The 13,125-nt window shown below is 54.5% G+C and carries 10 protein-coding genes and 5 tRNA genes; 14 read left to right on the forward strand and 1 reads right to left on the reverse strand.

Annotation, left to right across the window (positions count from 1 at the left end; genetic code table 11):
- The first annotated feature begins 58 nt into the window (after positions 1 to 58).
- The 9 genes from ACOTZB_RS19090 (at position 59) to dppF (ending at position 10,625) form a co-directional block, all read left to right on the forward strand.
- Positions 59 to 757 (forward strand): autotransporter domain-containing protein, encoded by a 699-nt coding sequence (locus tag ACOTZB_RS19090; RefSeq protein WP_421628179.1) that lies wholly within the window; start codon positions 59 to 61, stop codon positions 755 to 757.
- Between the two features lie 238 nt (positions 758 to 995).
- The gene (locus tag ACOTZB_RS19095; protein ID WP_033146995.1) at positions 996 to 2,198 is read left to right on the forward strand and encodes an L-lactate MFS transporter; all 1,203 of its coding nucleotides are present in this window, start codon (positions 996 to 998) and stop codon (positions 2,196 to 2,198) included.
- A gap of 239 nt (positions 2,199 to 2,437) precedes the next feature.
- Entirely contained in the window at positions 2,438 to 4,132 is a 1,695-nt protein-coding gene (gene eptB / locus ACOTZB_RS19100; RefSeq protein WP_045357276.1) for a kdo(2)-lipid A phosphoethanolamine 7''-transferase, read from the forward strand.
- A gap of 91 nt (positions 4,133 to 4,223) precedes the next feature.
- Positions 4,224 to 4,300: transfer RNA gene (locus ACOTZB_RS19105), tRNA-Pro, on the forward strand.
- A gap of 620 nt (positions 4,301 to 4,920) precedes the next feature.
- Positions 4,921 to 6,528: a dipeptide ABC transporter periplasmic-binding protein DppA gene (gene dppA, locus ACOTZB_RS19110; protein ID WP_029742038.1), complete on the forward strand. Its 1,608-nt coding sequence runs from the start codon at positions 4,921 to 4,923 to the stop codon at positions 6,526 to 6,528.
- 161 nt (positions 6,529 to 6,689) lie between these two features.
- The gene (gene dppB / locus ACOTZB_RS19115) at positions 6,690 to 7,709 is read left to right on the forward strand and encodes a dipeptide ABC transporter permease DppB (RefSeq protein WP_023334097.1); all 1,020 of its coding nucleotides are present in this window, start codon (positions 6,690 to 6,692) and stop codon (positions 7,707 to 7,709) included.
- Positions 7,710 to 7,718: 9 nt separating this feature from the next.
- On the forward strand, positions 7,719 to 8,621 hold the full coding sequence (gene dppC / locus ACOTZB_RS19120) for a dipeptide ABC transporter permease DppC (protein WP_059445341.1): 903 nt from the start codon (positions 7,719 to 7,721) through the stop codon (positions 8,619 to 8,621).
- Positions 8,622 to 8,631: 10 nt separating this feature from the next.
- Positions 8,632 to 9,615 (forward strand): dipeptide ABC transporter ATP-binding protein, encoded by a 984-nt coding sequence (gene dppD, locus ACOTZB_RS19125; protein WP_008502772.1) that lies wholly within the window; start codon positions 8,632 to 8,634, stop codon positions 9,613 to 9,615.
- The gene (dppF, locus tag ACOTZB_RS19130) at positions 9,612 to 10,625 is read left to right on the forward strand and encodes a dipeptide ABC transporter ATP-binding subunit DppF (RefSeq protein WP_126330539.1); all 1,014 of its coding nucleotides are present in this window, start codon (positions 9,612 to 9,614) and stop codon (positions 10,623 to 10,625) included. The genes dppD and dppF overlap by 4 nt, the downstream gene beginning before the upstream one ends.
- Before the next feature lie 42 nt (positions 10,626 to 10,667).
- Here dppF and coaA read toward each other — a convergent pair whose 3' ends face one another.
- Positions 10,668 to 11,618 carry a type I pantothenate kinase gene (gene coaA, locus ACOTZB_RS19135; protein WP_032668002.1) on the reverse strand — a complete coding sequence of 317 codons (951 nt, stop codon included), beginning with the start codon at positions 11,616 to 11,618 and terminating at the stop codon, positions 10,668 to 10,670.
- A gap of 317 nt (positions 11,619 to 11,935) precedes the next feature.
- Here coaA and ACOTZB_RS19140 point away from each other — a divergent pair.
- The 5 genes from ACOTZB_RS19140 to ACOTZB_RS19160 form a co-directional block, all read left to right on the forward strand.
- Positions 11,936 to 12,011: transfer RNA gene (locus tag ACOTZB_RS19140), tRNA-Thr, on the forward strand.
- An 8-nt stretch (positions 12,012 to 12,019) separates the two neighbouring features.
- A tRNA-Tyr gene (locus ACOTZB_RS19145) sits at positions 12,020 to 12,104 on the forward strand.
- Positions 12,105 to 12,221: 117 nt separating this feature from the next.
- A tRNA-Gly gene (locus ACOTZB_RS19150) sits at positions 12,222 to 12,296 on the forward strand.
- Between the two features lie 6 nt (positions 12,297 to 12,302).
- Positions 12,303 to 12,378, forward strand: a tRNA-Thr gene (locus ACOTZB_RS19155).
- Positions 12,379 to 12,496: 118 nt separating this feature from the next.
- The coding region (locus ACOTZB_RS19160) for a GTP-binding protein (RefSeq protein WP_421628181.1) at positions 12,497 to 13,125 on the forward strand (629 nt) is incomplete at its 3' end.

A 13,125-nucleotide genomic window follows, 5' to 3' on the forward strand; every position in this document is an offset into this window, starting at 1 on the left:
AGCTCTTCCTGAATAACGACAAATATCGCCGAATTCGGCTCTCTCTGGGGTCGCGTTGATGATGATAAAAAAAATCAGTGGTCGCCATGCTGCTTCTGGCCTGGTGGGGATTTCAGCCTGCCTGTTTTTTAGTAATACAGCGTCTGCCTGGCAACAGGAATATATCGTTTCAGACGCCCAAAATAATACGGCGGAACGCTATACATGGGACGCGGATCACCAACCGCGTTATGAGGATATTTTGGCTGAGCGCATTCAGTCTTCACAAAATGCGCCGGGTCTTGCCCTGAATATACCGTCTGGCAGCGCGACGGAGGGGGCAATGAGCGTGGGCTGGAATTTTCCGGTTTCAGCGCGTATCACCACCGGCCCGGTAGTCGCGTGGCGCTACGACGGCACGGCTCCTATGATGATCAACGAGTTTGGTGATAGCGCGTCGACGCAGGCAATCACCGACCCGCTCTGGCATGCCAGCGTCAGCACGCTGGGGTGGCGCGTGAATACCCAGTATGGCGACCTCCGGCCATGGGCGCAGATTAGCTATAACCAGCAGTTTGGTGAAAACCAGTGGAAATCGCAGTTTGGCATGCCGCAAACGCCAGCCCCTGCCCAAAACGGTAGCTGGATGGACGTCACCGTGGGAACGGATATTCCCTTTAATACGCACGTGGCGGCCTATGCGTCGCTGGCTCAGGGGGAGCACACCACCACCGGTGAGGAGTTTTTATACACCCTCGGCGTTAGCGCAAATTTCTAGAGTTGTTACTTTTTTAAACGTTACGATAACATCTCGAATACAACAACCACGGGCTATACAGCGATAGCAGGTACTAACACGCTGTCGCTTTATTCCCGGGCCAGGCCATTCATTCCCGATTCCAGGCATTTCATTCCGTTCCGCCTGCATTTCATGCCGTTTTACCCCAGGCGTATTAAGGTTTTGTTTATCGTTGTCCTCAGCGAACTTCCTTAATTTCTCTTGCAGGACAACTGCCATGAACACATCAACTTATAACCGCACGCGCTGGCTCACGCTCTTTGGCACCATCGTCACCCAGTTTGCGCTGGGGTCGGTCTATACCTGGAGCCTGTTTAACAGCGCGCTTTCCGACAAACTCGGCGCGCCGGTCAGCCAGGTCGCGTTCTCCTTTGGTCTGCTGAGCCTCGGTCTGGCGATTTCGTCTTCGGTCGCTGGCAAGCTGCAGGAGCGTTTTGGCGTGAAGCGTGTGACCATGGCGTCCGGCATTCTGCTGGGGTTGGGCTTTTTCCTTACGGCGCACTCCAGCAACCTGATGATGCTGTGGCTGAGCGCCGGCGTGCTGGTGGGTCTGGCCGATGGCGCAGGTTACCTGCTGACCCTGTCGAACTGCGTGAAGTGGTTCCCGGAGCGTAAAGGCTTAATCTCTGCGTTCGCCATCGGCTCCTATGGCCTGGGCAGCCTCGGGTTCAAATTTATCGACTCCCATCTGCTGGCGTCCGTTGGCCTCGAAAACACCTTTATGATCTGGGGCGCAATCGTGCTGGTGATGATTCTGTTCGGCGCCACGCTGATGACCGATGCGCCGCAGCAGGAGGTCAAATCCGTTAACGGCGTGGTGGAGAACGACTTCACTCTCGCGCAATCTATGCGTAAACCGCAGTACTGGATGCTGGCGGTGATGTTCCTGACGGCCTGCATGAGCGGTCTGTATGTCATCGGCGTGGCGAAGGATATCGCGCAGGGGATGGTGAAGCTGGATGCGGCTACGGCGGCGAATGCGGTGACGGTCATCTCCATTGCCAACCTCTCCGGTCGTCTGGTGCTCGGTATTCTGTCTGACAAGATTGCCCGCATCCGTGTGATTACGATTGGGCAGGTGGTTTCGCTGGTCGGTATGGCGGCGCTGCTGTTCGCTCCGCTGAATGAAGCCACCTTCTTTGCGGCGATTGCCTGCGTGGCCTTTAACTTCGGCGGCACCATTACCGTCTTTCCGTCACTGGTGAGCGAGTTCTTTGGCCTGAACAATCTGGCGAAAAACTACGGCGTTATCTATCTTGGCTTCGGGATCGGCAGTATCTGCGGCTCGCTGATTGCCTCCCTGTTCGGCGGGTTCTACGTGACCTTCTGCGTAATATTTGCCTTGCTGATTATCTCGCTGGCGCTCTCGACCACGATTCGCCAGCCGCAGCGCGAAGTATTCAAGGAAGCGCACGCTTAAGCTGTATGAAAGAGGCCTCCGTGGCCTCTTTTTTCTTTATGCGAGACGCTTCCCGTCTCGATATTTTGTAAAAATTTACACCGATCACACTCTCTGCTGCCACTTTTCTCTCCCGCTGTGGTCTACTTACCGCGCTTGTAGACGTTTCTCATAACGCTTCCTTACGCATTTACTTACTCTGTCCGCTTTCTCTTTGAGATTCGACGGGTCTTTATACCCCTTCCCCCAGGGTTGTTTGCATGAAATACATTAGGTCTCTTACCCAGCAAAGATTGTGTCTGATGCTGGCTGTCTATATCGGATTATTTCTGAATGGCGCGGTACTGTTCAGAAGAGTGGAAGGGTATGTTGAAAACCTTACCCTAAGTAATGGTATATTTGCCGCAATTGAAGTATTCGGCTCCGTTCTCGCGACCTTCTTCCTCTTACGCCTCCTGTCCCTTTTTGGTCGACGTACCTGGCAAATTTTGGCCTCGCTGGTGGTGATTATTTCCGCCGCCGCAAGCTATTACATGACCTTTATGAACGTGGTCATTGGTTACGGTATCGTTGCCTCGGTGATGACCACGGATATCGACCTCTCGAAAGAGGTGGTAGGGAAAGGCTTTATCGTCTGGACGGTTTTAGCCTGTCTGATCCCGCTGTTCTTTATCTGGAGCAATACGTGCCGCTATACGCTGTTACGCCAGCTGCGCACCCGTGGACAGCGGATCCGCAATATCGTCGTCGTCCTGCTGGCCGGTCTGCTGGTGTGGGCGCCTATCCGCCTGATGGAAACGCAGCAAAAACGCGTCGAAAAAGCGACGGGCGTGGATATGCCAAGCTATGGCGGCGTGGTGGCAAACTCGTATTTGCCATCTAACTGGCTGTCAGCGTTAGGGCTGTATGCCTGGGCGCAGGCGGACGAATCCAGTGATGTGAAATCGCTGATCAATCCAACGAAACAATTCACCTACCAGCCGCCAGCCGACGGGATTGATGATACGTACGTCGTCTTTGTCATAGGCGAAACGACGCGCTGGGATCATATGGGTATTCTCGGCTATAACCGGGATACCACGCCAAAGCTGGCGCAGGAGAAAAACCTGGTGGCCTACCGTGGCTACTCCTGCGATACCGCAACCAAGCTCTCGCTGCGCTGCATGTTTGTGCGTGAAGGCGGTGCAAGCGATAACCCGCAACGCACGCTGAAAGAGCAGAACGTGTTTGCCGTGCTGAAGCAGCTTGGATTTAGCTCTGACCTGTTCGCCATGCAAAGTGAGATGTGGTTCTACACCAACACGCTGGCAGATAACATCGCGTACCGCGAGCAGATTGGCGCCGAACCGCGTAACCGCGGCAAAAACGTCGACGACATGCTGCTGCTGGAAGAGATGTCCCAGTCCCTCAAGAACCATCCGCAGGGTAAGCATCTGGTTATTCTGCATACCAAAGGGTCGCATTACAGCTACTACCAGCGATACACGCGTGATTTCGCGAAGTGGCAGCCTGAGTGCGTGGGCATTAATAAAGACTGCAGCAAGCAGGAGCTGATCAACGCCTACGACAACTCGGTGCTGTACGTGGATACCTTCCTGAGCCGGGTGATCGACCAGCTGCGCGATAAAAAAGCGATTGTGATTTACGCGGCAGATCACGGTGAATCCATCAATGAGAAAGAGCATCTGCACGGTACGCCGCGCAAGCTGGCACCGCCGGAACAGTTCCGCGTGCCGATGATCATGTGGATGTCGGATAAGTATCTTGAAAATCCGGAGAAGGCGAAGATGTTTGCTCAGCTGAAAAAAGAGGCGGAGATGAAGGTGCCGCGTCGCCACGTTGAGCTGTACGACACCATTATGGGTTGTCTCGGTTATACCTCACCGAACGGTGGGATTAACGAAAACAACAACTGGTGTAAACTCCCTGATAACAGCGTAAAAGCCGCGCAGTAGCTGCTCTGGCGAGAATATCGCCAGTTGAATGGCTTTTTGAAAATAAGGGATTGACGGGGGCGCACCTCAGCAGTAAGATGCGCTCCGCATTCGGCGAGTAGCGCAGCTTGGTAGCGCAACTGGTTTGGGACCAGTGGGTCGGAGGTTCGAATCCTCTCTCGCCGACCACATTCTGAAAAGGGCTAACCGCAAGGTTAGCCCTTTTTGCATTATGATCTTATACCGTCAGAGTATCCAAAACGCCCCTTAGGCCTGCTTCTCCCTGCCTGTTAACGATTTTGTGACATAATCCATTGTATTTTTTTATATATAGATTGATCTTTTTTCGCGTTGCTTATGGATAACCTCAGCATTTTTCGCTGTGCGTTTTAACGTTCGCGGTATTTAGTGCTCAGATAATCACCATTCCGCAAGAAAATTTACCCATTCTGAATAAAAGTTAATCACTGATTGTTGCGAAATATGAAGAGACTTGTGCTGCAAGATAGCGAGTAGCATAAATTTCCCTGCTGAAAACTGGCATACATAGTTTTTTTAATCTTTGTTTGCGGTTTCTCACACTCAGCGTAAATCCCCGTCACCTGTATTGACGTTTTCACATTCTGTTGACAGATTGTAGGGCATGAGGGGCATTTCAGGGACGATCTGCGCTGCAACTCAAACGCTCTTCTGAAAGGATTCTCCATCCCTTTAAAGCCTTCGGGCATCTCCGACCGGACCGGGTAAAAAATAAATAAAGGTCTGGCGGCGTAACACAACAAAGCAAAACATCACATTGGAGCAGAATAATGAGTATTTCCTTGAAGAAGTCAGGGATGCTGAAGCTTGGTCTGAGCCTGGTGGCTATGACCGTGGCAGCAAGCGTACAGGCAAAAACCCTGGTTTACTGTTCTGAAGGCTCGCCGGAAGGCTTTAACCCACAGCTCTTTACCTCTGGTACGACTTACGACGCAAGCTCTGTACCGATCTATAACCGTCTGGTTGAATTCAAAACCGGTACCACGGAAGTGATTCCGGGTCTGGCCGAGAAGTGGGACGTCAGCGAAGACGGTAAAACCTATACCTTCCACCTGCGCCAGGGTGTGAAGTGGCAGGACAGCAAAGAATTCAAACCAACGCGCGACTTTAACGCCGACGACGTTGTGTTCTCCTTTGACCGTCAGAAAAACGCTCAGAACCCGTACCATAAAGTGTCTGGCGGCAGCTATGAATACTTCGAAGGGATGGGTCTGCCGGACCTGATCGCTGAAGTGAAAAAAGTGGACGATAAAACGGTTCAGTTCGTGCTGACGCGTCCGGAAGCGCCATTCCTGGCTGACCTGGCCATGGACTTCGCCTCTATTCTGTCCAAAGAGTACGCGGACAACATGCTGAAAGCCGGTACGCCGGAAAAAGTCGACCTGAACCCAATCGGTACCGGTCCATTCCAGCTGCTGCAGTACCAGAAAGACTCCCGTATTCTGTATAAAGCATTCGAAGGCTACTGGGGCACCAAGCCGAAGATTGACCGTCTGGTCTTCTCCATCACGCCTGATGCATCAGTGCGTTATGCAAAACTGCAGAAAAACGAATGCCAGGTGATGCCGTACCCGAACCCGGCAGACATCGCCCGCATGAAGCAGGACAAGAACATCAACCTGCTGGAGCAGGCTGGCCTGAACGTGGGCTATCTCTCCTTCAACACCGAGAAGAAACCGTTTGATGACGTGAAGGTGCGTCAGGCGCTGACCTATGCGGTGAACAAAGAAGCGATTATCAAGGCGGTTTACCAGGGCGCTGGCGTTGCTGCCAAAAACCTGATCCCACCAACCATGTGGGGCTATAACGACGACGTTAAAGACTACACCTACGATCCTGAGAAAGCGAAAGCGCTGCTGAAAGAAGCGGGCCAGGACAAAGGCTTTACCGTTGAGCTGTGGGCGATGCCGGTACAGCGTCCGTACAACCCGAACGCACGCCGTATGGCGGAAATGGTTCAGGCTGACTGGGCTAAGGTTGGCGTTCAGGCCAAGATTGTGACCTACGAGTGGGGCGAGTACCTGAAGCGCGCCAAAGCGGGTGAACACCAGGCGGTAATGATGGGCTGGACCGGTGATAACGGGGATCCGGACAACTTCTTCGCCACCCTGTTCAGCTGCGCGGCGGCGAAAGACGGTTCTAACTACTCTCGCTGGTGCTACAAGCCGTTTGAAGACCTGATCCAGCCGGCGCGTGCGACCGACGATCACAACAAACGTATCGAACTGTACAAGCAGGCGCAGGTTGTTATGCACGATCAGGCTCCGGCGCTGATTGTTGCTCACTCCACCGTGTACGAACCAGTGCGTAAAGAAGTGAAAGGCTACGTGGTTGATCCACTGGGCAAACACCACTTCGAAAACGTATCTGTTGAATAATAAGTAGGGTGTTCTCCCTCTCCTCTTGGGAGAGGGCAGGGGTGAGGGGATGCATGCACGCCCTTCACCCTAACCCTCTCCCGCTAGGAGAGGGAATTTACATTTGTGAGCAATACAGACGTCACGCCACTGGTCGTGCGTCATCAGAGAGAATCCGGGTTATGTTGCAGTTCATCCTCCGACGTCTGGGACTTGTTATCCCCACGTTTATCGGTATCACCCTTCTCACTTTTGCCTTCGTCCATATGATCCCCGGCGACCCGGTAATGATTATGGCGGGCGAGCGTGGTATTTCCCCTGAGCGCCATGCACAGCTGCTGGCGGAACTCGGTCTCGATAAGCCGATGTGGCAGCAGTACCTCCACTATATCTGGGGCGTATTGCACGGCGACTTAGGGATTTCGCTGAAAAGCCGTCTTCCGGTGTGGGACGAGTTCGTGCCGCGTTTTAAAGCGACGCTGGAGCTTGGCGTCTGCGCTATGATTTTCGCCACTGCGGTGGGTATTCCTGTCGGGGTACTGGCTGCCGTCAAGCGTGGCTCTATTTTTGACCACACCGCCGTGGGCCTGGCGCTGACCGGCTACTCCATGCCTATCTTCTGGTGGGGCATGATGCTGATCATGCTGGTATCGGTGCAGCTTAATCTGACACCGGTCTCAGGGCGCGTCAGTGATATGGTCTTCCTGGATGACTCCAACCCGCTTACCGGTTTTATGCTGATTGATACAGCTATCTGGGGCGAAGAGGGCAACTTCATTGATGCCGTGGCGCATATGATCCTGCCTGCCATGGTGCTGGGCACCATTCCTCTGGCGGTGATCGTGCGAATGACCCGTTCATCGATGCTGGAAGTGCTGGGTGAGGATTATATCCGCACCGCGCGCGCCAAGGGTCTGACGCGTATGCGCGTCATCATCGTTCACGCGCTGCGTAATGCCATGCTGCCGGTGGTGACCGTTATCGGTCTCCAGGTGGGGACGTTGCTGGCGGGGGCGATCCTGACCGAAACCATCTTCTCCTGGCCGGGCCTTGGACGCTGGCTGATTGACGCGCTGCAACGCCGTGACTATCCGGTTGTGCAGGGCGGTGTACTGCTGGTCGCGACGATGATTATCCTCGTCAACCTGCTGGTCGATTTGCTGTACGGCGTGGTGAACCCGCGTATTCGTCATAAGAAGTAAGGGACCATCATGTCACAAGTCACTCAAAATAAAGTGGTCGCTGCACCGGTTCCTATGACGCCGCTGCAGGAATTCTGGCACTACTTCAAGCGCAATAAAGGCGCGGTGGTAGGGCTGGTGTATGTCGTAATCATGATCCTGATTGCGGTGTTTGCGAACTTCCTCGCACCGTATAACCCGGCGGACCAGTTCCGCGATGCGCTGCTCGCGCCGCCTGCGTGGCAGGACGGCGGCAGCCTGGCGCACCTGCTGGGTACCGATGACGTGGGCCGCGACGTGCTGTCGCGTCTTATGTACGGCGCGCGCCTGTCGCTGCTGGTCGGCTGCCTGGTGGTGGTGTTGTCTCTGATTATGGGGATCGTTCTCGGCCTGGTTGCCGGTTACTTCGGCGGCATCGTTGATAACATCATCATGCGTATCGTCGATATCATGCTGGCGTTGCCAAGCCTGCTGCTGGCGCTGGTGCTGGTGGCGATCTTCGGCCCGTCGATAGGCAACGCCGCGCTGGCGTTGACCTTCGTGGCGCTCCCTCACTACGTGCGTTTAACCCGTGCGGCGGTGCTGGTGGAAGTGAACCGCGATTACGTCACCGCTTCTCGCGTGGCGGGTGCCGGTGCGATGCGCCAGATGTTCGTCAATATCTTCCCGAACTGCCTTGCGCCGCTGATTGTTCAGGCGTCGCTCGGTTTCTCTAACGCCATTCTTGATATGGCCGCTCTTGGCTTCCTGGGCATGGGTGCGCAGCCGCCAACACCGGAGTGGGGCACCATGCTCTCCGACGTGTTGCAGTTCGCACAAAGCGCCTGGTGGGTTGTCACCTTCCCGGGTCTGGCAATCCTGCTGACGGTGCTGGCATTTAACCTGATGGGTGATGGCCTGCGTGATGCGCTTGATCCCAAACTGAAGCAGTAAGAGGCACGAGATGGCGTTATTAAATGTAGATAAATTATCGGTGCACTTCGGCGACGAAGGCACCCCGTTTCGCGCCGTGGACCGCATCAGCTACAGCGTAAATCAGGGCGAAGTGGTTGGTATCGTCGGGGAGTCCGGCTCCGGTAAGTCGGTGAGCTCGCTGGCGATCATGGGGCTGATTGATTACCCGGGCCGCGTGATGGCGGAAAACCTGCAGTTCAACGGTCAGGATCTGAAGCGCATTTCTGAAAAACAGCGCCGCCAGCTGGTGGGTGCCGAAGTGGCGATGATTTTCCAGGATCCCATGACCAGCCTGAACCCTTGCTACACCGTTGGTTTCCAGATTATGGAAGCGATTAAGGTGCATCAGGGCGGGAATAAGAAAACCCGTCGTCAGCGGGCGATCGACCTGCTGAACCAGGTGGGTATTCCTGACCCGGCATCACGCCTGGACGTTTACCCGCACCAGCTCTCCGGCGGGATGAGCCAGCGCGTGATGATCGCGATGGCGATTGCCTGTCGACCAAAACTGCTGATTGCAGATGAACCAACGACGGCGCTGGATGTGACCATCCAGGCGCAAATCATCGAACTGCTGCTGGAGCTGCAGCAGAAAGAGAATATGGCGCTGGTGCTGATTACGCACGATCTGGCGCTGGTGGCCGAAGCCGCGCACAAAATCATCGTGATGTATGCCGGCCAGGTGGTCGAAACCGGAAATTCACACGATATTTTCCGCGCGCCGCGTCATCCGTATACCCAGGCGCTGTTACGCGCGCTGCCGGAGTTTGCCCAGGACAAAGCGCGTCTGGCATCGCTGCCGGGTGTGGTACCGGGTAAATATGACCGTCCGCAGGGCTGTCTGCTCAATCCGCGCTGTCCGTATGCGACGGACAAATGCCGGGCAGAAGAGCCAGAGCTGAACCAGCTTGCTGACGGTCGTCAGTCGAAATGCCACTACCCACTCGATGATGCCGGGAGGCCAACACTATGAGTACGCAACAGGCCACCACGCAACAACCGCTGCTGCAGGCCATCGATCTGAAAAAATACTACCCGGTGAAGAAGGGGCTGTTTGCCCCTGAACGCCTGGTGAAAGCGCTGGACGGCGTCTCTTTTAACCTCGAACGCGGCAAAACGCTGGCGGTAGTAGGGGAGTCAGGCTGCGGCAAATCCACGCTGGGCCGTCTGCTGACGATGATTGAAGTGCCGACCGGCGGCGAACTCTACTATCAGGGGCAGGATCTGCTCAAGCACGATCCGCAGGCGCAGAAGCTGCGTCGCCAGAAAATCCAGATTGTGTTCCAGAACCCGTATGGTTCTTTGAATCCGCGTAAAAAAGTCGGGCAGATTCTGGAAGAGCCGCTGCTGATCAACAGTAATCTGAGCAAGGAGCAGCGCCGTGAAAAAGCGCTGGCGATGATGGCGAAGGTCGGCCTCAAAACCGAGCATTACGATCGCTATCCGCACATGTTCTCCGGCGGCCAGCGTCAGCGTATTGCTATTGCGCGCGGGCTGATGCTCGATCCGGACGTGGTGATTGCCGATGAGCCGGTCTCCGCGCTCGACGTATCCGTACGTGCGCAGGTGCTGAACCTTATGATGGATCTCCAGCAGGAGCTGGGGCTGTCTTACGTGTTCATCTCCCACGACCTGTCGGTTGTCGAGCACATTGCTGATGAAGTGATGGTGATGTACCTGGGACGCTGCGTGGAGAAGGGGACTAAAGACCAGATCTTTAATAACCCTCGTCACCCGTATACCCAGGCGCTGCTGTCTGCGACGCCGCGTCTGAACCCGGACGATCGTCGTGAGCGTATTAAGCTGACGGGTGAACTGCCAAGCCCGCTGAATCCGCCTCCGGGATGTGCATTCAACGCCCGCTGCAGCCGCCGCTTTGGCCCGTGCACCCAGCTCCAGCCGCAGCTGAAGGAGTATGGCGGCCAGCTGGTTGCCTGCTTTGCGGTCGATCAGGATGAAAATGGCGAGAAGCCACATCCATAACGAAAAAACCGGCGCTAAGCCGGTTTTTTTATGTCTGCTTGATTATTTCCGCAGGCGAATCTGGTCGACGGCGTGCTTCTCGCTCTTGGTGAGGATCAGGCTTGCACGCTCGCGCGTCGGCAGGATGTTCTCTTTGAGGTTCACGTAGTTGATCTCATTCCACAGCCCCGTGGCCACGCCGATCGCTTCTTCTTCAGAAAGCTGGGCATAGTGGTGGAAATAGGAATCCGGATCGGTGAAGGCCCCTTCGCGGAACTTCAGGAAGCGGTTGATGTACCAGTTTTGCAGCAGGTCTTCCGGCGCATCGACATAAATAGAGAAATCGACGAAATCCGAGACGAATACGTGATGCGGGTCGTGAGGATAGTCCATCCCGCTTTGCAGTACGTTCAGACCTTCCAGAATCAGGATATCCGGCTGGACCACGGTTTTATCCCCACCCGGGATGCGATCGTAGATCAGGTGCGAATAGACTGGCGCAGTCACGTGCGGCACGCCGGATTTCAGGTCAGAGACAAACTTCACCAGACGGTGCATATCATAAGAAAGCGGGAAACCCTTCTTCTTCATCAGACCGCGTTCTTTTAACACCTCGTTCGGGTGCAGGAAGCCGTCGGTGGTGATCAGCTCCACGCTGCGGTGTTCCGGCCAGCGACTCAACAGCGCCTGCAGGACGCGCGCGGTGGTACTTTTACCCACGGCCACGCTGCCTGCGATACTAATGATATAAGGAATGCGTTGACCGTTCGTCCCGAGAAACTGCTCCAGCACGGCCTGACGACGCAGGTTCGAGCTGATATAGAAGTTAAGCAAGCGAGAGAGGGGGAGATAAATTTCTGCCACCTCTTCCAGGGACAGATCCTCGTTTATCCCTTTTAACCGCGCGATTTCACCTTCCGTCAGCGTCATAGGGACGGAATCACGCAGGGCAGCCCACTGGCTGCGGTTAAAGTGAAGATAAGGCGTCATTAACGTTTGCTCTTTTTTGCTCATAAGCATGCTTCAGTGAGCCAGCATCACACTGCCGGATCATGGCTCATCACACAGTTAATTTTGGACAATGGGCAGGAGGTTAACACCAGATGACGGGAATAATAAGAAAAAAGATGGAAAGCGCTGCGTTACGCGGAAGCCGTCACGCTACGGTGAATACGGTGCAAATCACGATGATATGTTGAATATTTGACCTCAAATGACTACTTTTACAGCGTCTGATACGCTGTTCGCATAAAATGTGAGCGAAAGAACGTTTTATGCAAATTTTTAGTTGCATGACCGCGCAGGTATCCATAGAATGCGCGCTACTTGATGCCGACTTAGCTCAGTAGGTAGAGCAACTGACTTGTAATCAGTAGGTCACCAGTTCGATTCCGGTAGTCGGCACCATCAAGTCCGGTGGGGTTCCCGAGCGGCCAAAGGGAGCAGACTGTAAATCTGCCGTCACAGACTTCGAAGGTTCGAATCCTTCCCCCACCACCACTTTCTGGCAGCGTAAATGCCGCCGGAGCTGGTTGGAAAAATTAGCCAGCTCAAACTGAAAAAGAGAGAAATCTCTTTTTTTGTTACAGAAAGAACTGGGTAGCCGAGTTTCAGGATGCGGGCATCGTATAATGGCTATTACCTCAGCCTTCCAAGCTGATGATGCGGGTTCGATTCCCGCTGCCCGCTCCAATACGTGCTGATATGGCTCAGTTGGTAGAGCGCACCCTTGGTAAGGGTGAGGTCCCCAGTTCGACTCTGGGTATCAGCACCACTTCACTTCTCCTTCCCGTTTCTCTCTGTTTCAATTTTACTGTATTCAACAATTCAGGCATTTCGCCTGGTTGATGTGGTGATATCACCGATTTATCCGTGTCTTAGAGGGACAATCGATGTCTAAAGAAAAGTTTGAACGTACAAAACCGCACGTTAACGTCGGTACTATCGGCCACGTTGACCATGGTAAAACAACGCTGACCGCTGCAATCACTACCGTTCTGGCAAAAACCTACGGTGGTTCTGCTCGTGCATTCGACCAGATCGATAACGCACCAGAAGAAAAAGCTCGTGGTATCACCATCAACACCTCTCACGTTGAGTACGACACCCCGACTCGCCACTACGCACACGTAGACTGCCCAGGCCACGCCGACTATGTTAAAAACATGATCACCGGTGCTGCGCAGATGGACGGCGCGATCCTGGTTGTTGCTGCGACTGACGGCCCAATGCCTCAGACTCGTGAGCACATCCTGCTGGGTCGTCAGGTAGGCGTTCCTTTCATCATCGTGTTCCTGAACAAATGTGACATGGTTGATGACGAAGAGCTGCTGGAACTGGTAGAGATGGAAGTTCGTGAACTGCTGTCTCAGTACGATTTCCCGGGCGACGATACCCCAATCGTTCGTGGTTCCGCTCTGAAAGCGCTGGAAGGCGACGCAGAGTGGGAAGCGAAAATCATCGAACTGGCTGGCTTCCTGGATTCTTACATCCCAGAACCAGAGCGTGCGATTGACAAGCC

Source organism: Enterobacter cloacae complex sp. SHL020, assembly GCF_049236945.1.
Lineage (GTDB): Bacteria > Pseudomonadota > Gammaproteobacteria > Enterobacterales > Enterobacteriaceae > Enterobacter > Enterobacter dykesii.